The 26,764-nt window shown below is 30.5% G+C and carries 26 protein-coding genes; 10 read left to right on the top strand and 16 right to left on the bottom strand.

The genetic code is table 11. The features are described from left to right. Nucleotides 1-19 precede the first annotated feature (19 nt). Entirely contained in the window at nucleotides 20-1,216 is a 1,197-nt protein-coding gene (gene sucC / locus EV195_RS05010; RefSeq protein WP_132793583.1) for an ADP-forming succinate--CoA ligase subunit beta, read from the bottom strand. Nucleotides 1,217-1,466: 250 nt separating this feature from the next. Between sucC and EV195_RS05005 the strand changes: the two genes are divergently transcribed. The 8 genes from EV195_RS05005 to EV195_RS04970 all read left to right on the top strand — a co-directional run bounded on the left by EV195_RS05005 (nucleotide 1,467) and on the right by EV195_RS04970 (nucleotide 11,506). Continuing rightward, complete coding sequence (locus tag EV195_RS05005) at nucleotides 1,467-3,968, top strand: DUF5916 domain-containing protein (RefSeq protein ID WP_132793581.1); 2,502 nt, start codon at nucleotides 1,467-1,469, stop codon at nucleotides 3,966-3,968. A 106-nt stretch (nucleotides 3,969-4,074) separates the two neighbouring features. Beyond that, nucleotides 4,075-4,737 carry an ABC transporter ATP-binding protein gene (locus EV195_RS05000; RefSeq protein WP_132793579.1) on the top strand — a complete coding sequence of 221 codons (663 nt, stop codon included), beginning with the start codon at nucleotides 4,075-4,077 and terminating at the stop codon, nucleotides 4,735-4,737. 49 nt (nucleotides 4,738-4,786) lie between these two features. Further along, nucleotides 4,787-5,500, top strand: a complete 714-nt coding sequence (locus EV195_RS04995; protein WP_132793577.1) for a DUF3667 domain-containing protein — start codon at nucleotides 4,787-4,789, stop codon at nucleotides 5,498-5,500. A gap of 12 nt (nucleotides 5,501-5,512) precedes the next feature. Continuing rightward, nucleotides 5,513-6,997 (top strand): S10 family peptidase, encoded by a 1,485-nt coding sequence (locus tag EV195_RS04990; protein WP_132793575.1) that lies wholly within the window; start codon nucleotides 5,513-5,515, stop codon nucleotides 6,995-6,997. Between the two features lie 53 nt (nucleotides 6,998-7,050). Beyond that, entirely contained in the window at nucleotides 7,051-7,602 is a 552-nt protein-coding gene (locus EV195_RS04985) for a CPBP family intramembrane glutamic endopeptidase (RefSeq protein WP_132793574.1), read from the top strand. A gap of 3 nt (nucleotides 7,603-7,605) precedes the next feature. Next, nucleotides 7,606-8,367, top strand: coding sequence for a TIGR02757 family protein (locus tag EV195_RS04980; protein ID WP_132793572.1), 762 nt, complete (start codon nucleotides 7,606-7,608; stop codon nucleotides 8,365-8,367). 46 nt (nucleotides 8,368-8,413) lie between these two features. After that, nucleotides 8,414-10,882 (top strand): M14 metallopeptidase family protein, encoded by a 2,469-nt coding sequence (locus EV195_RS04975; protein WP_132793570.1) that lies wholly within the window; start codon nucleotides 8,414-8,416, stop codon nucleotides 10,880-10,882. Between the two features lie 54 nt (nucleotides 10,883-10,936). After that, nucleotides 10,937-11,506, top strand: a complete 570-nt coding sequence (locus tag EV195_RS04970; RefSeq protein WP_132793569.1) for a PAS domain-containing protein — start codon at nucleotides 10,937-10,939, stop codon at nucleotides 11,504-11,506. On the opposite strand, the gene EV195_RS04965 is transcribed toward EV195_RS04970, so the two are convergent. The 4 genes from EV195_RS04965 to EV195_RS04950 all read right to left on the bottom strand — a co-directional run bounded on the left by EV195_RS04965 (nucleotide 11,507) and on the right by EV195_RS04950 (nucleotide 16,132). Next, nucleotides 11,507-12,235 carry a Dph6-related ATP pyrophosphatase gene (locus EV195_RS04965; protein WP_132793567.1) on the bottom strand — a complete coding sequence of 243 codons (729 nt, stop codon included), beginning with the start codon at nucleotides 12,233-12,235 and terminating at the stop codon, nucleotides 11,507-11,509. A gap of 125 nt (nucleotides 12,236-12,360) precedes the next feature. Further along, the gene (locus EV195_RS04960; RefSeq protein ID WP_132793565.1) at nucleotides 12,361-13,029 is read right to left on the bottom strand and encodes a DUF4386 domain-containing protein; all 669 of its coding nucleotides are present in this window, start codon (nucleotides 13,027-13,029) and stop codon (nucleotides 12,361-12,363) included. Between the two features lie 75 nt (nucleotides 13,030-13,104). Further along, complete coding sequence (gene rimO, locus EV195_RS04955; protein ID WP_132793563.1) at nucleotides 13,105-14,457, bottom strand: 30S ribosomal protein S12 methylthiotransferase RimO; 1,353 nt, start codon at nucleotides 14,455-14,457, stop codon at nucleotides 13,105-13,107. Nucleotides 14,458-14,503: 46 nt separating this feature from the next. Then, on the bottom strand, nucleotides 14,504-16,132 hold the full coding sequence (locus EV195_RS04950; protein ID WP_317128209.1) for an amidase family protein: 1,629 nt from the start codon (nucleotides 16,130-16,132) through the stop codon (nucleotides 14,504-14,506). A gap of 159 nt (nucleotides 16,133-16,291) precedes the next feature. Here EV195_RS04950 and EV195_RS04945 point away from each other — a divergent pair, with 159 nt between their 5' ends. Then, nucleotides 16,292-17,593, top strand: a complete 1,302-nt coding sequence (locus EV195_RS04945) for a M48 family metalloprotease (protein ID WP_132793561.1) — start codon at nucleotides 16,292-16,294, stop codon at nucleotides 17,591-17,593. Nucleotides 17,594-17,598: 5 nt separating this feature from the next. Here EV195_RS04945 and EV195_RS04940 read toward each other — a convergent pair whose 3' ends face one another. The 11 genes from EV195_RS04940 to EV195_RS04890 form a co-directional block, all read right to left on the bottom strand. After that, on the bottom strand, nucleotides 17,599-19,110 hold the full coding sequence (locus EV195_RS04940; RefSeq protein ID WP_132793559.1) for a hypothetical protein: 1,512 nt from the start codon (nucleotides 19,108-19,110) through the stop codon (nucleotides 17,599-17,601). 37 nt (nucleotides 19,111-19,147) lie between these two features. Continuing rightward, the gene (gene ftsY / locus EV195_RS04935) at nucleotides 19,148-20,101 is read right to left on the bottom strand and encodes a signal recognition particle-docking protein FtsY (protein ID WP_132793557.1); all 954 of its coding nucleotides are present in this window, start codon (nucleotides 20,099-20,101) and stop codon (nucleotides 19,148-19,150) included. A gap of 180 nt (nucleotides 20,102-20,281) precedes the next feature. Next, nucleotides 20,282-20,434, bottom strand: coding sequence for a DUF4295 domain-containing protein (locus EV195_RS04930; protein WP_132793555.1), 153 nt, complete (start codon nucleotides 20,432-20,434; stop codon nucleotides 20,282-20,284). 27 nt (nucleotides 20,435-20,461) lie between these two features. Beyond that, nucleotides 20,462-20,644 (bottom strand): 50S ribosomal protein L33, encoded by a 183-nt coding sequence (rpmG, locus tag EV195_RS04925; RefSeq protein ID WP_069675060.1) that lies wholly within the window; start codon nucleotides 20,642-20,644, stop codon nucleotides 20,462-20,464. 26 nt (nucleotides 20,645-20,670) lie between these two features. After that, on the bottom strand, nucleotides 20,671-20,910 hold the full coding sequence (gene rpmB / locus EV195_RS04920) for a 50S ribosomal protein L28 (RefSeq protein WP_132793553.1): 240 nt from the start codon (nucleotides 20,908-20,910) through the stop codon (nucleotides 20,671-20,673). A gap of 82 nt (nucleotides 20,911-20,992) precedes the next feature. Further along, the gene (locus EV195_RS04915) at nucleotides 20,993-22,240 is read right to left on the bottom strand and encodes a competence/damage-inducible protein A (protein ID WP_132793551.1); all 1,248 of its coding nucleotides are present in this window, start codon (nucleotides 22,238-22,240) and stop codon (nucleotides 20,993-20,995) included. A 3-nt stretch (nucleotides 22,241-22,243) separates the two neighbouring features. Then, nucleotides 22,244-22,570 (bottom strand): hypothetical protein, encoded by a 327-nt coding sequence (locus tag EV195_RS04910; protein WP_132793549.1) that lies wholly within the window; start codon nucleotides 22,568-22,570, stop codon nucleotides 22,244-22,246. Nucleotides 22,571-22,581: 11 nt separating this feature from the next. Then, the gene (locus tag EV195_RS04905) at nucleotides 22,582-22,908 is read right to left on the bottom strand and encodes a hypothetical protein (RefSeq protein ID WP_132793547.1); all 327 of its coding nucleotides are present in this window, start codon (nucleotides 22,906-22,908) and stop codon (nucleotides 22,582-22,584) included. Continuing rightward, complete coding sequence (locus EV195_RS04900) at nucleotides 22,905-23,513, bottom strand: fumarylacetoacetate hydrolase family protein (protein WP_132793545.1); 609 nt, start codon at nucleotides 23,511-23,513, stop codon at nucleotides 22,905-22,907. The genes EV195_RS04905 and EV195_RS04900 overlap by 4 nt, the downstream gene beginning before the upstream one ends. Nucleotides 23,514-23,644: 131 nt before the next feature. Next, nucleotides 23,645-24,514, bottom strand: coding sequence for a formyltetrahydrofolate deformylase (gene purU, locus EV195_RS04895; protein WP_132793543.1), 870 nt, complete (start codon nucleotides 24,512-24,514; stop codon nucleotides 23,645-23,647). Nucleotides 24,515-24,563: 49 nt separating this feature from the next. After that, on the bottom strand, nucleotides 24,564-25,403 hold the full coding sequence (locus EV195_RS04890) for a 1,4-dihydroxy-2-naphthoyl-CoA synthase (RefSeq protein ID WP_132793541.1): 840 nt from the start codon (nucleotides 25,401-25,403) through the stop codon (nucleotides 24,564-24,566). Nucleotides 25,404-25,495: 92 nt separating this feature from the next. On the opposite strand from EV195_RS04890, the gene EV195_RS04885 reads away from it, so the two are divergent. After that, on the top strand, nucleotides 25,496-26,758 hold the full coding sequence (locus EV195_RS04885) for an alpha/beta hydrolase-fold protein (protein ID WP_132793539.1): 1,263 nt from the start codon (nucleotides 25,496-25,498) through the stop codon (nucleotides 26,756-26,758). The last annotated feature ends 6 nt before the right edge of the window (nucleotides 26,759-26,764 follow it).

Genomic DNA, 26,764 nt, shown 5'->3' with positions numbered 1-26,764 from the left:
TAATTTACATAGGTGATTATTATGCTTTTAATACCTCACCTACTTTATCAGCTGCTTCTTGGAATTCAGTAGCTGAAATAATTTGCATTCCACTATTATCGATTAATTCTTTTGCTTCTTTAGCATTCGTTCCTTGTAAACGACAAATGATTGGAACATTAATTTTATCTCCCATGTTTTTATAAGCATCAACAACACCTTGAGCTACACGATCACAACGAACGATACCTCCGAAGATGTTCACTAAAATAGCTTTTACATTAGGATCTTTTAAAATAATTCCAAAAGCAGTTTCAACACGTTTAGCATCAGCAGTTCCACCTACATCTAAAAAGTTTGCAGGATCTCCACCAGCTTGTTTAATTAAATCCATAGTTCCCATTGCTAATCCAGCTCCGTTTACCATACATCCTACGTTACCATCTAAATCAACATAGTTTAAACCTGCTGCTTTAGCTTCAACCTCAATTGGATTTTCTTCACGCTCATCACGCATTTCTGCATAATCTTTGTGACGATATAAAGCATTGTCATCTAAGGTTACTTTAGCATCTACCGCTAAAATTTTATCATCAGATGTTTTTAATACTGGGTTAATTTCAAATAAAGCCGAATCTGACTTTACATAAGCTGTATATAATGCAGTTACGAATTTTACCATCTCTTTTAACGCACTACCACTTAAACCTAAGTTAAAAGCAATTTTACGAGCTTGAAAAGGTAATAAACCTAAAGTTGGATCAATCTCTTCAGTAAAGATTAAATGTGGAGTTTCTTCCGCAACAGTTTCAATGTCCATACCTCCTTCAGTCGAATACATAATCATATTTCTACCTGTAGAACGGTTCAATAAAACAGACATATAAAATTCATTTGGCTCACTGTCTCCTGGATAGTAAACATCTTCTGCTACTAAAACTTGGTTAACTAATTTACCCTCTGCTGGAGTTTGAGGAGTAATTAACATCATTCCAATTATATCATTTGAAATGCTTTTTACCTCGTCTAAGTTTTTTGCTAACTTAACTCCACCACCTTTTCCACGACCACCTGCGTGAATTTGAGCTTTAATTACATGCCAACCTGTTCCTGTTTCTTCAGTTAACTTTTTTGCTGCTTCAACTGCTTCTTCTGGAGTGCTAGCAACGATACCACGTTGTGTGCGAACGCCAAAACTACTTAATATTTCTTTACCTTGATATTCGTGTAAGTTCATTCGATATGAATTTTTAAAGTCGAACAAAAATACAAATTCAATCTAAACTAAAGCCGATTTATCACATTAAAAAATTATCATCTATTACTATTTTTTAACGATTTTTTAAGAAATTAAACTGCTTTGAAATGTAACACTCCAAATTTTAACAGGTCTTTAAAGTAATTAACAAGAATTTACAATTCTAGGTATATAAACATGTCTACTATTGTAATATGAAAGACTATCAGATTACAAATTAAAAAATTCAATGAAAAACTATCGTCTATTCCTGCTATTCTCCTCTTTAAGTTTATTATTCGCGCAAGGACAAGTTAATCAAAATAGAAAAAGATTACCTGCTACAAGAATCACAACACCTCCTAAAATTGATGGTGATTTAAATGATGAGTCATGGAAAAATGCTCCAGTTGCTAATAATTTCGTACAGTTTAGACCTGATAACGGTGTTGCTGAATTAGCTGATTATAAAACTGAAGTTAAATTGGTTTATGACGATAACGCAGTATACATTTCTGCTAAAATGCTAGATCCAGAGCCTTCTAAAATACCTGCTGAATTTACAAATCGAGATAACTTTGGTAATTCTGATTTCTTCATGGTATTGATTAATCCTATAGATGATGGACAAAATCCAGTAATGTTTATTGTTACAGCATCTGGTATTCAAATAGACTCTAAGGTTTCTAACGGAAATAATGAAGACTACAATTGGAGTGCTGTTTGGGATAGCGATTTTAAAATTACAGATTTTGGTTGGGCTGTTGAAATAAAAATTCCGTATCGTGCTTTACGATTTGCTAATAACGATGTACAGTCTTGGGGAATGAATTTTCATCGAGAAGCTAGAAATATCAATACTCGATACACATGGAATCACATAGATAATACAGTAGGGAGGTGGACACAATATGATGGATTGATAGAAAATTTCAGAAACATCTCTCCTCCTACTCGTTTAAATCTTTATCCATATGCTTCGGTAATAACCACCACAGAAGGAAATCACACAATTGCGGATTGGAGTGTTGGAATGGATGTTAAGTATGGTCTTTCTGAAAACTTTACGCTTGATGCTACTTTAATACCCGATTTTAGTCAGGTTGGATTTGATGATGTTCAATTAAACCTTGGACCTTTTGAACAACAGTTTACCGAACAACGCCAGTTTTTTACTGAAGGAACTGAGTTATTTTCTAAAGGACGTTTATTCTATTCAAGAAGAATTGGAGGTTATCCCACAGATCAATTTGATGTGAATGGAAACTTACAAAACGACGATGATTTTGTAAATGGGAAAAAAATCAATGAAGAAATAGTTGATTATCCTACAAAAGTTCAAATGCTAAATGCCATAAAAATATCGGGTAGAACAAAAGATGGTTTAGGAATTGGTTTCTTTAATGCGATTACCGAAGAAACTCAAGCAACTGTTGAACGAACCGAACAAACTCAAGTTGGAGCAGATATTGTTACCGCTAAAAACCAATATAAAGTAACTACAGAACCTTTTGCAAATTATAATATTATGGTTCTAGATAAGCAGTTCAACCAGAACTCTTCTGTTACTTTAATTAACACTAATGTTACAAGAGATGGTAGGTTTAGAGACGCCAATGCTACCGGGCTTTTATGGCATTTAGAAGATAAATCTAGTAACTACAATATTGATGGAAGTTTTAGAGCAACTCATATTAGTGATGATCCAAATGAAACTACGCCAGGATATAGCTTTGATACCAGTATTGGAAAACAATCAGGAAGTTGGCGATGGGAAATTGGATATAATTTTGAAAATAAAGATTTCAATCCAAATGATATGGGAATTTTGTTCAGTAATAATGAACAAGCTATTTATGGTTTTACAGGATATCGTCAATTAAAACCTGTTGGTATTTTCAATGACTTTGGTGTTAACTGGTGGTATAATGTGAATTTTTTACATAAATCAGGGGTTTATACAAATACAAATACTGGTGTTTCTTTTTGGGCTAATACAAGAAATCGTTTCAGCTTTGGAGGGAATGTGAATTATAGAACAAAATCAAAAGACTTTTTTGAACCTAGACAAGGAAGTACTTCAGGTATTTTCTTTGAAAGACCAGTGCGATTAAATATTAATCATTGGGCTTCTACTGATTATAGAAAGAAACTAGCTTTAGATTATAATTGGTTTTATACATTTTTTAAAGGAATTCCAAAAAATTCATACGGTTTTAGAATTGGACCACGCTATCGTTTTAATGATCAATTTTCTTTGAATTACTCTTTTATATTCAATCAAACTGATAATGACTTAGGATACGTTGATAGTAATAATGATGATATTATTTTCGGAGAAAGAGATAGAACAACCTATGAAAATACTGTTTCAGGGAAATATAGTTTTAATACTAATTCTTCTTTATCTCTTTCATTCAGGCACAACTGGAGTAAAGTCCCTTATAAAGATCAACTACTAAGTCTTGATAAAACTAATGGTCAATTAGTACCTACTACATTTACTGGAGATTATGACAGAAACTTTAATAGCTGGAATTTAGACCTTAACTACTTTTGGCAGTTTGCTCCTGGAAGTCAATTAATTGCCTTTTACAGGAACTCTATTAATCCGAGTGCTACTTTTGCTCCGGCCGACATAAGTTTTACTGATAATATAGATCGTTTATTTGATGAATCAATGACTCACACCTTTTCATTACGGGTAGTGTATTTCATCGATTACAATGATATAAAAAACGTATTGTTTTAAACTCGTTACTTTTTTCCTTTAAAGGGAAATGATACAATAATAGAAATCAGATAAGTTACACTTGTCTGATTTCTTTTTTTTACATTCGTACTACTGAATCTTGACTATGATTATTGGCAAAAACATACACAAACACTACGGAGAAGTTGAAGTTTTAAAAGGTGTTGACTTACATATTAAAAAAGGAGAAATTGTAGCTATTGTTGGTCCATCTGGAGCTGGAAAAACTACTTTATTACAAATACTAGGTACCTTAGATAAGCCCGAAGATGATATTTCTTATGAACTTTCCATTAACAACACTGTAATTAAAGGATTGAAAGACAAAGAAATTTCAGCTTTTAGAAATCAACATATTGGTTTTATTTTTCAATTTCATCAATTATTACCTGAATTTACAGCAATTGAAAATGTATGTATTCCAGCATTTATTGCCAAAAGAAATAAACCAGAAGCAGAAAAAAGAGCTAAAGAATTATTAGATTTTTTAGGTTTATCTCACAGAATTAATCATAAACCTAATGAATTATCGGGTGGAGAACAACAACGTGTAGCTGTTGCTAGAGCTTTAATTAATAATCCTTCTGTAATCTTTGCAGACGAACCTTCTGGAAATTTAGATTCTAAATCAGCAAAAAACTTACACGAATTATTTTTTAAGCTAAGAGATGAATTCGGTCAAACATTTGTGTTGGTTACCCACAATAAAGATTTAGCAAATATGGCAGATAGAACACTAGAAATGAAAGACGGAGTTATTGTAGAATGACAATACTTTTATAACTTTTAAGTATTTTTTATTTAAAAAAGAGATAGAAATGATTTGTATTTCATGTAATTATGAGCATAGTGAAAAGTTTTGCCCTAACTGTGGTGAAAAAACAGGTACGCCTAAAATTACTTTTTCATCCACAGTAGAAACTACCTTTGCTACAATTACCAATATGGATAAAGGTTTTTTGTATAACTTAAAAAACCTAACTCTTAAACCTAAAGCAACCATTGAAAAGTACCTTAGAGGCAAAAGAAAAGGTATTTTTAACCCTATTTCATTTCTTGTAATTTCAATATCAGTCTATTTAGTAGTTGAATCTTTATTAAAAGCAAATAATATAGTCAGTGAAGAACAAGTAAATATGATAAAAGATCAAACGTCGTACAAAATTGGTTCTAGCGCAGGTAGATTTATAAAAGATTATTTAAAATTCTTTTGGATTTTTAGTGTGGTTCCACTTTCTATATTGACAAAACTTTTTTTTAAGCAACATAATTTTGCGGAACATATTACTATTAACTCATTTGTTCTAGGACATGTCACTTTAATAATTGGATTGCTATCGTTTCTTATTTTTAGATTTTCAATATTATTTAATCCATTTATATATTTAGGACTTTTATGGTATATTCATAGAGTATTCTATGATGCTAAGAACAAATGGGATTCATTATTAAAATCATTAACTATCATTTTTTTATTTTTAATAATGTTACTCTTAATTATCACCATCATTGGATTATTAAAACTCAACTAAATCAGTATAACCATGAAAAAGTTCATCTTACTAACTATTCTTTTACTTGAAATTAATATATATGCGCAAGACAAAAGAATACCTACTGATACAACCATTGTAACTTCATATTCAGCTATCATAAATGGTAAAAAAATAACGTATAAAGCGCAAACAGGAACACAACCTGTTTTTGATGAAAACGGTACTGTTAAAGCTTCATTATTTTATACATATTATTACAGAACTGATGTTCCAAAATCAGAAGAACGCCCAATTGTTATGTCTTTTAATGGAGGCCCAGGCTCCGCTTCAGTTTGGATGCATATTGCATATACGGGACCGAAAACATTACAAATTGATGATGAAGGAAATCCAATTCAACCTTATGGTATTAAAGATAATCCTTATTCTATTTTAGATGTTGCTGATATTGTTTTTATAAACCCTGTTAATACTGGTTATTCAAGACCTGTTGTTGCTAAAGATGAAAAAGTTGACAAGAAATATTTTTTTGGTGTAAATGCAGATGCTAAATATTTAGCTGGTTGGTTAAATACGTTTATTACACGAAACAATAAATGGAAAGCTCCTAAATATATTATTGGTGAAAGCTATGGTGGTACCCGTGTAATGCAATTAGCTTATGAATTACAAAGTAACCAATGGATGTATTTAAACGGAGTTATTATGGTTTCTCCTGCGGATTATAAATTATTACGAACGGATAGCTCTGAGGATTATGCTATTAACTTTCCGTACTACACTGCAGCAGCTTGGTATCATAAACAACTTTCAAGCGGATTACAACAGAAAGATTTACTAGAAATTTTACCTGAAGCTGAAGATTTTGCTATCAATAAATTATTACCTGCTCTTGCAAAAGGTGGTTATATTGAGGATACTGAAAAAAATGAAATTGCCACGAAAATGGCGTATTATTCTGGTGTAAAAAAAGAAGTTATTTTGCAACATAATCTTGAGCTTCCTAAAGCTTATTTCTGGAAAGAGTTGCTAAGAGATACCCAAGGAAAAACTATTGGTAGATTAGATAGTAGATATTTAGGTTTAGACAGAAGAGAAACTGGTGACAGTCCTGATTACAGTCCAGAATTAGTTTCATGGTTACACTCTTTTACTCCTGCAATAAATTATTACACTCAAAATATACTTCATTTTAAAACTGATGTGAAATACAATATGTTTGGTCCAGTTCATCCATGGGATTTTTCAAATGATAATTCAAGAGAAAATCTTCGCAAAGCTATGGCTCAAAACCCTTATTTACATTTACTAGTGCAATCTGGTTATTATGATGGCGCTACAACATATAGTGCTGCAAAATATACTATGGGTAAAATAGATCCTAGCGGAAAATTAAAAAGCCGTATGAATTTTAAAGGTTATCGAAGTGGACATATGATGTATCTTAGAAAAGAAGACTTACAAAAAGCAAACCAAGATCTTCGTGAGTTTATTCTTAAAACAGCCAAAAATGTAGGTCCAGCTAAATATTAAAAGTTCTATGTAACGTTTTAAGGAAATTAACTACCTATATTCAAATATTTTTTATGAAAGAAACGTTTAGCGAGTTAATCGCCTATTTGAAAAATCCAGTATTAGTAAAAGATGAAAATACTAACACAAATTATAGACTTAAGAAATTTTTTCACTTATTAATCATCAGTATTATTACCAGCGCTATTATCATGCCTGTTTTTGGGTTAATTGAGTCTTCTGGTTTAGTTGACATGAACCAACATGCAATGGAAGAGTTAATGGAGCAATATCCTAAAATTTTTATATTCTTTTTAGCTGTCATATTAGCTCCAGTTTTAGAAGAATTAATTTTTAGAGCTCCACTTACACTTTTTTATAACAAAAACTATTTTAAACCAGCTTTTTATGTGTTTGCCATTTTATTTGGATTAGTACACATTACCAACTTTACTATTACAACTAATGTGTTATTATTAGCTCCAATTTTAGTGCTTCCCCAAACTATTTTAGGAGGTTATCTAGGTTTTATCCGAGTTAAATTTGGTTTAGCTTGGAGCATTCTTTTACATGCCACGTATAATGCTTTCTTCATTTTAATTAGCTTCGGAAGTGATTTATTTTAAAAAGTGAAGAAAAACGAACTAAAAGAATTTCTGGACGAGAAAGCCGCTTTGTATGAAAATAGTGATTTTACAGAGAGCGATCCTATACAAATTCCTCATCAATTTACTAGAAAAGAAGATGTTGAAATTGCAGCTTTTTTATCGGCAATTATAGCTTGGGGAAATCGCAAAATGATTATCAATAATGCGACTCGAATGATGGATTTAATGGGTAATTCCCCATTCGATTTTGTTATGAATCATACAGAAGATGATTTAGCTAAATTTGAAGGCTTTGTGCATCGTACTTTTAATGCTGAAGATTTTAAATTCTTTGTCAAATCACTTAAAAACATCTATCAAAATCACGATGGTTTAGAAACTGTTCTACAAAACAAAGCATCGGATAATTATCAACTAGCGATTCATAATTTCAAGAAAATATTTTTCGAAATCCCACATTTACAAAGAACAGAAAAACATATTTCCGACCCTGTAAAAGGTTCGGCAGCTAAACGTATTAATATGTTTTTACGTTGGATGGTTCGCGATGCAAAAAAAGGGGTTGATTTTGGAATATGGAAATCGCATAATCCAGCTTATCTTCATTGTCCTTTAGATGTTCACACGGGAAATATTGCAAGAAAACTCGGTATTCTTAAAAGAAAACAAAACGATTGGAAAGCTATTCAAGAGCTAGATAAAACCTTAAGAGAGTTTGATAAAAAAGATCCTGTAAAATACGATTTTGCTCTTTTTGGTTTAGGTGTTTTTGAGAAGTTTTAGCTGAAATTAATTGCTTACATTTGATTAACAATCAAATTTAAGTTTCATGCGATTTCAAATTATAGTAGCTACTTTATTTTTAAGTCTTTTTAGTGTTTTTTCTCAAAAAATTCAATCGCCTTCTGAATTTTTAGAATATCCTTTAGGTTCTCAATTTACCAGGCATCATCAAGTAGTTGATTATTTTAAACACTTAGCTGAAAATTCAGAAAACATCACACTTGAAAAGTATGGACAAACGTATGAGCGCAGAAAATTACAAGTTGCCTACATATCTAGTAAAAACAATATTAACAATATTGAAAGCATTAGAAAACAACATCTAACAAATGCTAATTTAGATAATACTAATGCATTAACTGACAAGGCTATTGTATGGTTAAGTTATAACGTACATGGAAATGAAGCGTCTTCTACAGAAGCTGCTATGCTAACAGCTTACAAGTTATTAACCGAAAAAAAAGCTTGGTTAGATAATGTAATCATTATTATTGATCCGTGTATAAACCCAGATGGAAGAGATCGTTATGTAAACTGGTTCAATCAGGTTTCAAATAATAAAACAAATACGAATCCTTTAGCCTTAGAACATAATGAACCTTGGATACAAGGTAGACCTAATCATTATTTATTTGATTTGAATAGAGATTGGGCTTGGACAACTCAAATAGAATCGCAACAACGCATTAAATTATACAATAAATGGATGCCACATATTCATGTAGATTTCCATGAACAATACTATAATAATCCATATTATTTTGCTCCTGCTGCCGAGCCTTTCCATGAAATAATTACTGAATTTCAAAGAGATTTTCAAAATGAAATTGGAAAAAATCACGCTCGTTATTTCGATGAAAACGGTTGGTTGTATTTTACAAAAGAAAGCTTTGATCTTTTATATCCAAGTTATGGTGATACCTACCCTACTTTTAATGGAGCTATTGGTATGACTTATGAACAAGCTGGCCATGGGAAAGCTGGTTTAGGAATTAAAACAGATGAAGGAGACACTATAACGTTAAAAGACAGATTACTACATCATACTACTACTGGATTGTCTACTGTAGAAGTAGCTTCAAAAGAGGCTACAAAATTAAATAATGAGTTTAAAAAATACTTTAGCAACAACGATTACAAATACCAATCGTATGTGCTTCAAGGAAATTCAGATAAAATTAACGCTTTAAAAAAACTTCTAGACCGTCATGAAATTAAATACAGTACAACAACTGATAAAGAAGTTAAAGGATTTATCTATAGAAAAAATTCAAACGGAAAAATTAACCTAGCTCAAAACAATCTTAGCATTTCTACAAATCAACCAAAAGGGAAATTAGTTGAAGTGTTATTTGAACCTAAAACAGTAATTAAAGATTCTTTAACTTACGATATTACTTCTTGGTCTTTGCCATATGCGTACGGATTAGATGCTGTAGCTACAAAAAAAGCTGTAGCTACCATCAGTAAAGAAGAAAATATTTCTGTTCCTACTATAAAAAAACAAGTGTATGCATATGTTTTTGATTGGAATCACATTACAGATGCCGCTCTTTTAACTGACTTATTACAGCATAAAATTCGTGTTAGAACTACTTCAAAAACAATTGAAAATAGCGATCAAAAATTACTACCAGGTTCTTTAATCGTTAGACAAGGAGACAATAAACATATTCAAAATTTTGATACTTTAATATATGAGATTAGTAAAAAACATCATAAAGTAAATAATCATATTACCACAGGATTATCAACAAAAGGTCCTGATCTTGGGTCTTACAGCGTAACTGAAATCAAAAACTCTAACATTGCGGTTTTGGGTGGAAAAGGAATTTCTACGTTGAGCTATGGAGAAGTTCGCTATTTTCTAGAACAAGATTTGAATTATACCTACAGTGCAATACAAACCTCTGACTTATCTACTAAACTGCTTTCAAAATTTGATGTTATTATTTTACCAAGTGGAAATTATACTTCAATACTCAATAACGAAAAACTCAAGGCTTTAAAATCTTGGATTAGTCAAGGTGGTAAAGTAATTTCAATAGGAAATGCTAACCAAGTTTTTGCAAAAAGCAAAGATTTTAGTTTAACGACTAAGCAACTAAAAAAGAAAAAAGACAGCTCTAAAGCGGCTATTGAAAAGAAGGTTTATGCTGAAACTGAAAGAGAACAGATTAAAGAATTAATTACTGGTGCTATTTTTAAAACACAAGTAGACAATACGCACCCTCTAGGCTTTGGGTATTCTAACGAATACTTTACTTTAAAGTTAGGTACAAATACTTATGACTTCTTAAAATCTGGAAACAACATAGTAACACTTGATGATAATTCAGTAATTTCAGGTTTTGCCGGTAGTAAAACATTGGAAAAGCAACAAAACTCATTAATATTCGGAACTGAAGAAATAGGAAATGGCGCTATTATTTATTTAGTAGACAACCCTTTATTTCGTGGTTTTTGGGATAATGGTAAGTTATTCTTTGCAAATTCTTTGTTTATGGTAAAGTAATCCTTGTCTTTCTATTTCTTTTGTTTATTTTTAAATGCCCAAAATTAAACAAAGATGAAACCCACATTGAATAGAATGAAGAGTTTAGATATTTTCATCAACTCTTTATCTGTAGATGACTATAAAGAAATTAAAAGTTCCTTAGTCGAGGACGATACATTACATGTTAACATGTTAAGTTTTGATTTACATATTCAAAACTTAGAAGCTGTTGTAAAAAGATCGACTATTCAAAATGATTTAGAATTACTAAAAAGGTATGCTGAAAACAAAAACTGGAACGAAGATATAGAAACTATTCTCTTAAAAAATTCTTTTGAAGCTCTTATTCTTACCGATTTAAACAGAAATATTTTGTGGGTGAATGATGGTTTTTCTAAAATGACAGGCTATTCTAAAGAGTATGCATTACATAAATCTCCAAGTTTTTTACAAGGAAAAGAAACTTCTGAGGAAATAAGAATACGCATCAAAGAAAAGTTAAAAGAAAATAAACCTTTCAAAGAAATTATCATTAATCATAGAAAGGATAATACTTCTTATAAATGTGAATTGCATGTATTTCCTTTAAAGAATAATAACAAAACAACACACTTTCTTGCTTTAGAAAGACAGATAGCTTAATTACATTAAATCACAGTACCAAAAACTAGTATCGTACGCTTTTACTTTTTCTGAAGTATTAGAATGACAATTTTGGTCATCATCATCATTTAATGTGTACGATTTTAAAACCTTTTCCCCTATCTCAAAATCAACAGGGTTTTTAAAAATAGGTCCGTCAAAAACAAAAGTGTGAAATTCACCATTTTCTCCACAAACATCAACATTATCAGGTAAATCATTGATAAAATCTTTATCAATAATTCTACCAACAAATTCCTTCCCTAACAGTTTAGCATTTACACAAACAGTAATCGCCTTAAAACCTAAATCTATGAATTCATGAATCACCTCTTTTGTATCTTTTTTCCAAAGTGGATAAACACCTTCTAAATTTACTTCGGCAAGTTTCTTATCACGATAGTTTTTAAGGTCTTCCAAAAAAATATCCCCAAAAACAGAATACTTCATTCCTTTTGATTTAAAAGAAGAAAGCTTTTCACGCATTTTCTCGCTATATAAATCCATCGTTACTTGTGCTGGAAAATATAATTTCTCAAGAGGTAAATCTAAACTTTCAACCTGTTTATCCAACAATTCTTCTCGTAAACCGTGCATTGAAATTCGAGCAAAATCCTCATTTACATTAGTTAATAATGTTTCTATAGTATATTCTTTTTGCTCTATTATTTTATACAATGCTAAAGCAGAGTCTTTTCCTGAACTCCAATTAAAAAAGGCTTTTTTCATATTGTAAAAATAAAAAAGACCACAACAAGTGTGATCCCTTTATATAACTTTTTCTTGTCGTATTACTTTTTAAGTAAGATATAATTCCTTCAAGTTATTATTGGACAATATAGACCTTATAAAATTTAATGATTGTTAATAATAATATTTTCTTTAAATCCTTTAATAATTAACCAAATTGGCAATAATAATTGAATAAACGCCATTGGTAACATTAGGTTCATACTTATACCGTGTCCAAAAATAGAAGACAACATTTCAACAAACATCAGTATTGAAGCTATTATTCCAATTAGTGAAATTAATTTTGGAACTAGTTTAGCGACAAACAATGTATAGTATAATACAAAAACGGGAAAACAAGAAGTTAATAATGAAAAGTAATGTGTCCACCAGTGTTTCTCAGAGAATATTTTTTGAAGAGCATTTAAGGTCTCAATATTTTTAATATCACTAGAAACTTTACTAAGCTCTAATAATGAAAACACACTTCCATTATCAATAACAATTGCTATAAAATTTAACAAAGTAAATGCAAAATAAAGTCTAGCTAAGTTGGTGCTATTTACTTTAAAAACTGGAAATAGCAATACTGCTATACTAATGGATAAAATTCCACTTAGCATATTTAACAAAGTAGAACTTATTAGTTGATTTTGATGAGTTGCTGTTTCTTTTAAAACATCATCAGATAATAATGGTGCTTGCAAAACTTGATAAACAGTTACTCCTATAAAAAAAATAAAAAGGAATAACACACCAACAATTCTTGCGGTTTTTTGATTAGATTTCATAGTTGATAATTTGATTAATTAATCAGAAGACGAACTAGAAATCAAATTGTTACAATACAAACAATAGTAAACTATTTATTTCTTTTTTTTATTTAATGGAATCGGACGTTCTTGTTTTACCGTTGGAACCCCATGTAAATCGAAATCGCCAGCATCAAAAATTTCAATATCAATAAATTCACCTAACTTAATATAATGCTCTCTAGCATCAACAATTACATCATTATCAACATCTGGTGAATCAAATTCAGTTCTTCCATAATAGTACTCACCATCTTTTCTATCAAATAAACAACGGAACGTTTTACCAATCTTCTCTTGATTAAGCTCCCATGAAATCTGACTTTGAATTTCCATAATTTCATTTACACGACGGAACTTTACATCATCAGGAACGTCGTCTTCTAAAACATAAGCTCCTGTATTTTCTTCATGAGAATATTCAAATGCTCCTAAACGCTCGAAACGCATTTCTTCTACCCAATCTTTTAACTCTTGAAATTGCTCTTCTGTTTCACCTGGATATCCAACAATTAAAGTTGTGCGAATAGCCATATTCGGAACATACTCTCTGAATTTTTTAATCAAATCAGTGGTTTTTTCGTGAGTAGTACCACGTTTCATCGACTTTAAAATCTCTGTGTTAATATGTTGTAAAGGAATATCTAGATAATTACAAACCTTAGGTTCCTCACGCATTACATCTAACACATCCATTGGAAATCCAGTTGGAAATGCATAATGTAAACGAATCCACTCAATACCTTCAACCTTAACCAACTCTTTTAATAAATCTGCTAAAGCTCGTTTCTTGTATATATCTAAACCGTAATAGGTTAAATCTTGAGCAATTAGCATAATCTCTTTAATTCCAGATTCAGCAAGCTTAGTCGCTTCTATCACCAACTCTTCAATTGGAGTAGATTTATGCTTTCCTCTCATTAAAGGAATTGCACAGAATGAACATGGTCGATCACATCCTTCTGCAATTTTTAAATATGCATAATGTTGTGGAGTTGTTGTTAAACGCTCGCCAATCAGTTCGTGTTTATAATCAGCTTCTAAAACCTTTAATAAATTTGGAAGATCGTGTGTTCCAAAATACTGATCTACATTGGTAATTTCAGCTTCTAAATCTGGTTTATAACGCTCACTCAAACACCCTGTTACAAATACTTTATCTACTTCTCCAGCCTCTTTTCGTTGAGCATAATGCAAAATAGTATCTACACTTTCTTCCTTAGCTTTACCAATGAAACCACAAGTGTTAATAACCACAATGTTTCCATCATCTTCTGGATCTTCATGTACTACATTTTTTCCATTTGCTTTTAGCTGTCCCATTAAAACTTCACTATCGTAAACGTTTTTTGAACATCCAAGAGTAACAACATTAATCTTATTCTGCTTTGTAGATTTTGTTCGCATCTATCTGAATTTAAGGAGTGCAAAATTATGATTTATTTACCATAAATTACTCATAGCCTTTAGGTAATTTTCTAACATGAGTTAATTTTTCAAAGAATAACCCTAATGATAACAAATCAAATTCTGATTTAGGTTTACCAATGAAAGTCAAGCTTATAGGTTCTCCAGATTCTTTATATCCCATTGGAACGGTTAAATTCGGATATTCCGCCACAGCTGAATATGCCGCATGATAATTGTTTATAGAAAGAATAACATCTAAATTCTCTTCTTCAAACGCTTTAAAAAACTCTATTCCTTCCTTCTTTAAGCGTTCTTTAATAACTTCTAATTGAGCAAGTGTAGTTGTATCTTTTACAATGCCCTCAAACAATTGCTGACCATAAGGTGCTCTTAACAAAGAGTCTTTTTTATTATAGTTCACAATATCTCTTACAGAAGAAACTTCTAAATTTTTACCTTTTAAATATTTCGGTAAATCATGTTTCATATCGATATTAAGCAAGGTTAAAAAACCTTGTAAGCTTGTTTGCTCTGGGCTTATTTCAACAATATTTCCTATTTCTCGAAGCATATCAACAGTACGCTTGTAAATTGAATCTGTTAGCAATGGAGTTAACACACCAATCCTTTTATCTTTAAAGTCAGCAACCGTTAAATCATCTGGTACTATTACTATCTCTTGTGACTTTGTGTCATTTTTATCAACGCCTAACATTGCTTTAAAAAGTATAAAATTATCTACAACATTTTTAGTCATTGGTCCAGGCGTGTCTAAAGTACTTGATATTGGTACAACTCCACTTCTACTCAACAAACCAATTGTTGGTTTTAAACCAACAACGGAATTTAAACTGGAAGGTGAAGTTATCGACCCAGCCGTTTCTGTTCCAATAGTAGCAACTGCATAATTTGCAGCTGTAGCAACTCCACTTCCTGAGCTAGAGCCTCCGGTTTCAAACACTTTTCTCCCATAAGGATTAAATGTTTGTCCACCTACTGCACTGTAACCTAACGGACAGCCAGAACAAAAATAATAAGCCCATTCACTAAGATTTACTTTCCCTAAAATTAACGCTCCATTTTCTTTTAACTTTTCAACAATGAAAGCATCTCTTGGATTATTACTTCTCAAAACTTCAGCACCCGCTGTTGTATTCATTCCTGAAGTATTGATGTTATCTTTCAAAAGAATTGGCATTCCAAAAATTGACTCATTAGAAATAGTGTTTTCTTTTGCTACTTTATCCTTTTCTCTAGCTTCATTGATTACATTCGGATTCAAACTGATAATGGCATTTATATATTTAGTTGAATCACTTTCAAATTTTCGAATTCTATAGAGGTAAAATAATGTTAACTTTTCATAATTCAGTTTACCTTCTTTTATAGATTGTTGAATTGATGGGATAGGCTGTTCAATTACTAAAGGTTTTATTGAAGTGTACTCTTCCTCTGAAAATTCAGACAACTCCTTTTCAAAAGGTTTGAACACTTGATTCATATCCAATACTTTAGCCTGAAGTAATTTAAACTTCATACGTGGATTTTGATGCTCTTGTTGTGTAGCTAATTCAGCAGTTTCATCGTACTTTTTAAATTGGACAACTTCTTTTTTTTCTGATTCACAACTCATTAAAAAAAGCACAAACAGAATAGTAATAAGTTTATTCAAAATACTATAGTTTTTAAAGATTGATTGATTATCAAAGATATAAATAAAAAAATTCGTTTAAATAATGCTATTTCCCCATTGGATCAACATAGTAAAATGATGTTCTTTCTCTTAAAAAAAGCAGTATATTGCTGAGCAAAAAATTAGAATTAGACACGCATGAAAAGATTCTTCCTTTATATTTTATTTTTCTCTTCAATATATATCTCCTCACAAACAAGTTTTGAACTTGATACTGCAAACTATGAGACACGAAAAAAAATTGTTCTCAATTTAAAATCAGATTTAGATAATCTTAAAAAAGAGTTCAAACAGAATTATAAAAAAAAGGTAAGAAATGAATTAGATATTGTGTACACTAATTTATATAATGAATTTATAAGTGCTTTAGAAAACAAAGAATTCACATTAGATAAAAGATTCACTTTTTATATTGATTCAATTAAAACGAAAATAATTGAAGAAAACAAATTAAGCAATAATATCAAAATTTTAATTACCAAAGAAAACTCTCCAAATGCAGTAACTGTAGGTAAAGGTATCATTATAATGAACATTGGACTTTTTAGTTATCTAGAAAATGGAGATCAATTAGCTGCTGTCTTATGTCATGAATTTGGACATCAAGTTCTAAAACACTCAGAAAAAACAATACTTCACGACGTTCAACCAAAGACAATCAGAGAAAAGAAAAAAGTAGCTCTTAAGCTACTGCGAAAGAAATATAATGTTCATACTGAATTACAAAACCTACTAAAGGAAACATTGTACAAGGATGGAAAGAAATTAAGAAAGCTTGAGATTTCTGCAGATTCTATCGGTTATATCTTATATAAAAAAGCAAAATTTAAAGAACATGAATACTTAAGAGCATTAGAAGTGTTACATGAATTTGAAACTTCTCCTGAAATCACAATAAACAAAAATAAGTATAAAGAAATTTTCAATTTACCTAATCAACCTTTTAAAGATAATTGGATTAAAGTAGATGATGAAAATGAGTATAATTACTTAAATAAAGAAAAGTTTAATTACGATTCTATCAAAACCCACCCAGAATTACAAGAAAGAATACAATTAATTCGAAATATATTCCCAGGTTTAGAATCTACTTCACAATACAATAAGCCTACAAGTAATTTTACATTTTTAAAAAAGCTTTCTATAAATCAAATTGTACCTAGTCTATATAACTCAGAACTATATGGTTTAAGTGCTTATGGTACTTTTTTGAAACTTTGTAATGATTCAAACAACAGCATACATAAAAAATGGCTGGGAAAAAACTTTTTAAAACTTTATGAAGCCAAGAAAAAATATAGATTCAACAGACATGTAGATAGATTAGAACCTAATAACCAAGATAAAAGCTATCTTTTTTTTCTTAATTTTTTATGGAACTTAAAACTAGAAGAGTTTAAACATATCTCTGACTACTACTTATCAAAGCAAGAAGAATAAAAAATCTAGATATTTAATTTTTCTAATCTTACCTCATCGTAATTTTTATCTTTATTATATTCCCTAAAAAGAATATAACCTTCTTTTGCGATGTATGGCTGTATAAAATAATCTTCTGATGAAATTGGGATTTGTTCGTGATTTGACAACTTTCCATTTACTACAGTTACAATTCCTAAAACCCACTCTTTTTGATCTTTTTCTCCAGGTTTTTGATCTTTATAAAAGAAAACAACACCGTTTTTCTTTCTAACCTTTTGAGAAAATAAATAGTCAGACCTTGACAAAAAAGACAAATTTTTATTTACAACATCAATACTCTGAATTCTAAAATCTTTATTAAAATTTAATAAAACAAATTCTGCAGTTTGATAACTGGATGTTTTAAACTCTTTTCCTCCGATGACTAACTTTTCTGCTTTTTGTTTTTCTGTTAAAATAGAAATTGAACCATCATCGAACCTAAAAACTTTTTTATAAGCTAATTTAAACCCATCTAATGTGTGTCCATATTTATCAATTTTTATAAAGTTTTTTGCTTGATTCCAGAATGCATACTTTTTACTTACTATTTTTCCGTTCTTTTCAAAAACTATTCTAAAAAGCCCTAAAGATTTATCATCATCATACCCTTTAAAATGATAAGTACTCATTTTTCCTACTACTACTAATTTATCATTTTGTTCAGCAATTGTAAAAGTATGATTGGCTTTAGAATTAGCATTTTCTACTTCATATTTAAAAAGCTCCTTACCTGTTTCAGGATCTAAACTAAAAATGGTATTTGTGTTATTATCTCTATTGTTAAAAGAAAACAAAACGTTTGAACTATTTATTAGCTCATCAAAATAATCTCCTTTACTACGTGTAATATTAACAGTATACTTCCAAACGAGCTCATTCTTTAAATTATACTTCCTAATTACATGAGGTTGAATATCTTTAGTTTCATCATCAATGAATCTTTCTTTGGTAATATAACCACTTTGTATAGGTATCAAATCTTCAATTAATAGCGACTTTTTTAAAATATCATTTAGCCCTTTTGTTGGTCTCTCTCCTATTACAATATTCTTATTATGGTCAAAATAAAATGGATCGGATATTTTATTATTAGACAAATTTAAACTTCTATAAGTATTAAAAGCTTTCATTTGTTTGTCGTAACCGAGAACATATGACCTAAAGTTTATTCTCCTTGTTCTTATAATTAGTCTATCATCTACTTTACTAACCAATGAAAGTAAACTAGTTAATTTTTTATATTCTCGCTCTAGAAAATTTCCCTTTATAACTTGATTAAGATTTGTATCTAAAATTGAATACTCATATCTTGTGTACTTGCGATTAACTTTTTCTAAATACTCAATAGAAAAATAACCATATAGTGTACCATCTTGATTAAATATTGGAGCTAAATCAGACAAATCCTTTTTATCATCACATATACTAAGCTCATTACTATGAACTTTAAATACAATAAAAAGTAAAGTCAATAGAAATATTATTTTTCTCATAGCAATTGAATTTTATAATTAATCAACTTTATAATTATTATTTAAAAAAACTATCTACAAATTCATATTTATTAAAAACCTGTAAATCATCAATACCTTCTCCAACTCCAATATATCTCACAGGAATTTGAAACTGATCTGAAATTCCAATTACAACCCCACCTTTTGCAGTACCGTCTAACTTAGTAACCGCTAAAGAAGTTACTTCGGTAGCTTTTGTAAACTGTTTAGCTTGTTCAAAAGCATTTTGACCGGTAGATCCATCCAAAACTAATAACACATCATGTGGAGCGTCTCCTACAACTTTTTGCATTACTCTCTTAATTTTAGAAAGCTCATTCATTAAGTTTACTTTATTATGTAAACGACCTGCTGTATCGATAATAATAACATCTGCATCTTGGTTCACTCCTGATTGTAACGTATCAAAAGCTACTGAAGCAGGATCTGATCCCATTTCTTGACGTACGATTGGCACGTCTACTCTATCTGCCCAAACTTGTAACTGATCAATTGCAGCCGCTCTAAATGTATCAGCAGCACCTAACACAACTTTTAACCCTTTTTTCTTAAATTGAGAAGCCAATTTTCCTATAGTTGTAGTTTTTCCTACACCATTAACTCCAACAACCATTAATACATAAGGCTTTTTATTCTTAGGAATTGTAAAATCAGTTTCATCGCCTAAATTAGTTTCTGACAACAATCCAGCAATTTCTTCTCTAAGAATTTGATTTAATTCATCAGTACCTAAATATTTATCACGAGAAACTCGTTCTTCAATTCTATCTATAATTTTTAACGTAGTATTTACTCCAACATCTGAAGAAACTAAAACCTCTTCCAAATTATCTAAAACATCATCATCAACTTTAGACTTTCCGGCAACAGCTTTAGATAATTTCGAAAAAAAACTGTCTTTAGATTTTTCTAATCCTTTATCTAAGGTTTCTTTTTTCTCTTTGGAAAATATTTTTTTAAAAAAACTCATAATCAGCAATTAATATCTGGTTAGTTAGGTGTTAAAAATCATACCAAGTGAAATCTCTCGGTCAAAATGTCACTAAAACAATGGTAATAGACTTTAACTTTCAAAATTACAGTATTTTGACATATAAAAAAAGCTACTTTCACGAATGAAAGTAGCTTTTCTTTAAACTGTTTACAAGAATTACTTTTTTGCTAAAAAGTCATTCACGTTCTCTGGGTCCATAATAGCCTCAACAAAAGTGTAAGCACCAGACTTTGGAGACTTAACCATTTTGATAGCTTTAGTTAATCTTTTCGAACCTGTTTGTAACGTTGCTACTGATTTCTTTGCCATTTTATATAAAATTTATGCCGTAGCTTATTATTTAATTTCTTTATGAACTGTCATTCTCTTTAAGATTGGATTAAATTTCTTAATTTCCATTCTATCCGGAGTATTCTTTTTGTTCTTAGTAGTGATATAACGAGAAGTTCCTGGTTGACCAGAAGCTTTGTGCTCAGTACACTCTAAAATAACCTGAACTCTATTTCCTTTTTTTGCCATCTCTATATAACTTTATCTAGTGGTAATTACTTTGTTAAAAAGCCGTTTGCTCTAGCTTCTTTGATTACAGCAGTAATTCCTTTCTTGTTAATATTTTTTAATGCAGAAGCAGATACTTTTAAAGTAATCCAATTATCCTCTTCTGGAATATAAAAACGCTTAGTCATTAAATTAGCGTTGAATTTTCTTTTTGTTCTATTTAAAGCGTGAGATACATTGTTCCCTACCATCGCTTTTTTTCCTGTTAATTCACAAACTCTAGACATCTTCTTGACAGTTTTAGGTGTTATTTCTAAACGAGGTGCAAATATACATATTTTTCACCAAATAAAACAAAATATATTTACGTTAATTTTTAATATTCTTTCTTAAAATCAATTCTAAGGCTTTGTTTACCGTTTTATTAATGACTTTTTCTCTAGGTTGACCAAAGTTAAACTCATGAACTTCTACTCCGTTTTCATCAGCAATACCTATATAAACCAACCCTACATCTTTATTATTATGATCTGTTGTTGGACCTGCATTACCCGTTATGGATATAGCAAAATCTGTATTAACTTTTTTTCTTGCATTAATTGCCATTACCTCTGCTACTTCTTTGCTCACAACAGTGTACTTTTCTATTAATGACATTGGAACATCTAATAATTGCTCTTTTAAGGTTGCAGTGTATACTATAAAACCTCCTTTAAAATATGATGAAGAACCTGGAACTGACACTAAAGTCGATGCAATTTTACCACCAGTCATACTTTCTGCTGTACAAATAGTAAGTCCTTTTGATGCTAAAACTTTCCCTACCTGATTTTCTATTGCTCCTTCTTCATCATAACCTACTATAATATCGGAAACTAATGACGATAAACTTTTAACTTGCTTATCTAAGGACTTTTTTAAATTGTCAAGATTATCGCCCTTAGCACTTAAGCGTAATCTTACTTTTCCAAAAGAAGGTAAATATGCTAGTTTTATGTTGTGAGGTAAATTAGTTTCAAAACCCTCTATTCTTTCAGCTATAACACTTTCACCTTGACCGTAAGTTAGAATTGTTTTGTGAAGTATATACGGCAAATCAAATTGTTCTTGTAATCTTGGCAATACTTCATCTGACATCAAACCTCTCATTTCATAAGGTACTCCTGGCAACGAAACAAAAACTGTATTATTTTCATTAAACCACATTCCTGGTGCAGTACCCAAATTGTTCATTAATAATGTTGCTTTTGAAGGTAACTGTGCTTGGTATTTTTGAACCTCATTGAAAGGATGATTGATTTTTTCAAATAGTCTTTTAATATTAACGATCACCTCCGGATACTCAACAATCTCTTCATCTTTAAAATATTCTGCAATAGTTTTTTTGGTGATATCATCTTTGGTTGGCCCTAAACCTCCCGTTATAATTACCACATCTACTCTATTTTCAGCTTCTTTTAATGCATTTAATATATGTTGCTTATCGTCTTGGATTGAAGTTATTTGATATACTGATACTCCAATTTTATTTAATTCTTTACTAATCCACTGTGAATTAGTATCCACTATTTGACCAATTAAGATTTCATCTCCAATGGTTATAATTTCTGCATTCATGAATTAATCTTTATTTCCTATTTGCTCAATATCGCTATCTACTTTAGGTTTTTCTCTTTCCCATTTCTTTTCTAAAAACCTATACAATAAATAACAACTGAGAATTCCAAAAGGTGCTATCATAAAACTTAGAACCACGTCATTAATTCCATCAATATTAATTAGTCCTAAGTATTCTAAGAGTATTAGCAATATCATTCCAATACCTATAGCTCCAACGTAATAAACTATAACTCCAATTATAGCATAACCCCATTTACTTTTTTCATAATTATCTGCAAGCTCATGAAATTTTTTACCAATAACGTATAATAGTATTAATCCTAACATGTATTTTTTATTTAATCTTTTCCTATTTCTTCTATTGCCTCTTCAGCTTCAATATTTTTTTCTTTTAACCATTTTTTCTCTAGCGCATAATGAATTAAAACCGCTACTAAAATACCCAGAAAAAATGCTATATAGCGATGAGTCGCTTTATCTACATTATTCGATATAAACTCAAAAAAAGTATATAGTAATGCATTTAAAAGAACTACAAAAATGAAAGTTCCGACACCTAATACCATATATAAAATTACACTTCTGTTATATCTTTTAGCAAGACTGTGATATGCCCAACCAATGGTTATGAGTATAATTAGCAATAAAACAGAAGTTAAATTCATTTTACTTTTATTTCAAAAGCTTTTCTACCTTCTATAGTACCCGTTAACACATCATTCTCCACAACTTTACCCACTCCTGCTGGTGTTCCTGTAAAAATAATATCTCCTTTTTTTAACGTAAAAAACTGAGAAACATAACTTACTAATTCATCTACTTTCCATAGCATTGCTTCTGTATTTCCATCTTGCACAATCTCTCCATTTTTATGCAACTGAAAAGAAAGATTCTCTAAATCAAACTCCTCCTTTGGGTAAAACTCTCCAATAATTGCACTTCCATCAAATGCTTTAGCTTTTTCCCATGGCAGTCCTTTTTCTTTACACTCTGCTTGAACATCGCGAGCTGTAAAGTCAATTCCTAAACCAACAGTATCATAATACTTATGAGCAAACTTTGTAGAAATGTGTTTACCTACTTTATTTATTTTTACCAATACTTCAACTTCGTAATGAACATCATCAGAAAAAGTCGGTATAAAAAATGGGTTCTTTTTTGGTAATATAGCTGAATCCGGTTTTAAGAACACTACTGGATTCTCTGGTTTTTCATTTGCTAATTCTTCTATATGTTTAGCGTAATTACGCCCAATACAAATTATTTTCATCTTTAATCAGTTAACAGTTATCAGTCATGAGTTATCAGTTATTTAACAAAACAACCATACTCTAGAGTATTATAATACAACTCTTAAAACTTCATCTATTCTCTATATACTTTTGACTTTAATCATACACGCTATTCTCCCGACTCAGGAAAAACTATTGCTCTATTATCTGAAACAATAATTTGATGTTGCAAATGACATTTGACAGCCTTTGCTAATACTAGTCGCTCAATATCAGCTCCAATTCCTTTCAATGTTTTTGGAGTACTTTCGTGACTAATACGTTCTACATCTTGTTCTATAATTGGTCCTTCGTCCAAATCTACAGTAGCATAATGTGCAGTAGCTCCAATTAATTTCACACCTCGTTCATAAGCTCTTTGGTAAGGGTTAGCTCCTTGAAAAGCAGGTAAAAAAGAGTGATGAATATTGATTATTCTTTGCGGATATTTATTGATAAAATCTTCTGATAAGATTTGCATGTATCTCGCCATGACAATTAAATCAACAGTATACTCTTCTAACAACCCTACAATTTGTGCTTCCTGTTGTATTTTAGTTTCTTTAGATACTGGTAAATGATAATAAGGAATTCCAAACATATCCGCAATTGGTTTCAACTTATTATGATTACTAATTATCAAACTAATATTACAATCTATTGTTCCTTCTCGCTGTCTTTCTAATAAATCGTATAAACAATGACTCGTATGAGAAACCATGATGGCAACATTCTGCTTTTCTTTTCCATAATGAACAGACCAAGTACATTTTAAAGTGGTTGCAACTTTTTCAAACTTATCTTCTAATTCTTTCTTGGAAATTTCTGCCTCTGCTGCATCTAATCGGATACGCATATAATACCTATCAGCCATCGCATTAACATACTGCTGACAACTTAAAATATTAAATCCTTGTTCATAAAAGAACGTGGTAAATTTAGCCACTAGTCCTTTTTGATCAGGGCATTTAATTAAAAATGTAACTATTTGTGATTGCATTAGATATTTGAATAGTGTTCTATTTTCACATAGCAAAATGGACTCCTCGCTATGGAATCCATTTTTTATCAAAGTTTGGTTTTCTTTTCTCTAAGAATGCATCTCTACCTTCTTTCGCTTCATCAGTCATATATGCTAAACGAGTAGCTTCACCGGCAAAAACTTGCTGACCAACCATTCCATCGTCTGTTAAATTCATAGCGAACTTTAACATTTTAATAGAAGTTGGTGATTTTGCTAAAATCTCTTGTGCCCATTGATATGCGGTATCTTCTAATTCATCATGAGGAATCACAGCATTTACCATTCCCATTTCATACGCTTCTTGAGCAGAATAATTTCTACCTAAGAAAAATATTTCTCTAGCTTTTTTCTGACCAACCATTTTTGCCAAATAAGCAGAACCATAACCTCCATCAAAAGAAGTTACGTCAGCGTCAGTTTGCTTAAAGATGGCATGCTCTTTACTTGCTAAAGTTAAATCACAAGTAACATGTAAACTATGTCCTCCTCCAACAGCCCAACCTGGCACTACAGCAATAACTGCTTTTGGCATGAAACGGATTAAACGTTGGACTTCAAGAATATTTAATCTGTGATATCCATCTTGTCCAACATATCCTTGATGACCTCTTGCTTTTTGATCTCCTCCAGAACAAAAACTCCAAATTCCGTCTTTAGTTGAAGGCCCTTCAGCAGACAATAAAACGACTCCTATTGAAGTATCTTCATGTGCATCTCGAAAAGCATCTAATAATTCACTTGTTGTGTGTGGACGGAATGCGTTTCTCACATCTGGTCTGTTAAATGCAATTCTAGCAACTCCATTACACTTCTTATAGGTAATGTCGGTATACTCTTTTGCAGTTTTCCAGTCTATATTCATCATAATTTGAAAAAAATATCGTTATTTAGAAAAACAAAAATAGTATATTATACTTTAGCATTTTTATAAGGTAAACCCCAAACATACAATTATCGATGAGAAATTTAATTTTAGCAGTCTTTTTACTTATTAATTCGGTTGCTTTTGCACAAAAAATATATAATAAAAAAGTAAACTCTGTTCAGTTTAATGCAGACCGTGACATTAAATTGTACTTACCTCAAGGACATGATACGGATACAATTAGAAAATATCCTGTAGCTATCGTATTAAATAATGATTATTTATTTGACATTTATTTGGGAAACTCTAAAATTTACGCAGCTGCAGATTTAACTCCAAAACAGATTGTTGTTGGTTTAGATGTGGATTTTGGTATTAATAAGGATGTATCTACTGTTGGGAAAAGTGGTGGTTTAACAGATCAGAGTAAGAAGTTTTACAACTATATCAAAAGTGAATTGATCCCTTATTTAGAAGCTAATTACAAAACTTCTCCTTACCTAACTATTGTTGGAGACGGTGAAGCTGCTAACTTTCTGCTTCATTTTTTGAAAGAACAAAAACCTATTTTTAATGCTTATGTGTGTATTTCTCCTATGTTAACCGATCAAAGCATTCGTTTATTGACCACCTACAATTTAAAACGTTTAGATGATTTAGACAATCAGTTTTACTTATATATGAGTTCAAATGCTTTTGAAAAACAAGAACGTAAAGATTTGTTTGAACAAGCAAAAAAAGGACTAGAATCGTTAGAGCTAAAAAACTTACACTTAGCTTTTAAAGATTACAAGGAAGTTCCTAATAAACCTGCTGCTATTGTAAAAGCTCCTACTGATATTTTTAGTACTATTTTTGAATTATACCCTAGAATTTCTAAAGAAGAGTTTGATACAAAAATTAAAGATTTAGAACCTTTAGATGCTATAAAATATCTAGAGTCTAAATACATTGAAATTGAATATTTATATGGTACAAATTTAAATGTACGCTTTGAAGATATTTATGCAATTGAAGGTATTGTAATTGACAAATTGGATGGTGATTATTTAAGAGTTCTTGGAGACTTTGTTATGATTAAGCACCCTGACTCTCATTTAGGCGAATACTATGTTGGAAAATATCATGAATTAGGAAAAAACTATGAACAAGCATTATTCTATTACAAGGAAGCATATGGTAAAATGGAATTATCTGATTCAAATGCTGAGTTATTTTATGAGAACATCATAAGAATTGAAAATGCTATAAAAAATGCTCCTAAAGAACAACCTTTAGAGGATATACCATTAGAAGACGAAGAAAAGAAAGACGAAAATCCTGATGAGGATGACGAAGAAAAAGAAGATGAATAAGAATTG

Origin of the sequence: Tenacibaculum skagerrakense, assembly GCF_004345825.1 — a bacterium.
In the GTDB taxonomy this organism is placed as follows: domain Bacteria; phylum Bacteroidota; class Bacteroidia; order Flavobacteriales; family Flavobacteriaceae; genus Polaribacter; species Polaribacter skagerrakensis.
Note: the sequence above shows the minus strand (reverse complement) of the source record. Positions and strands in the feature narration are given on the sequence as shown.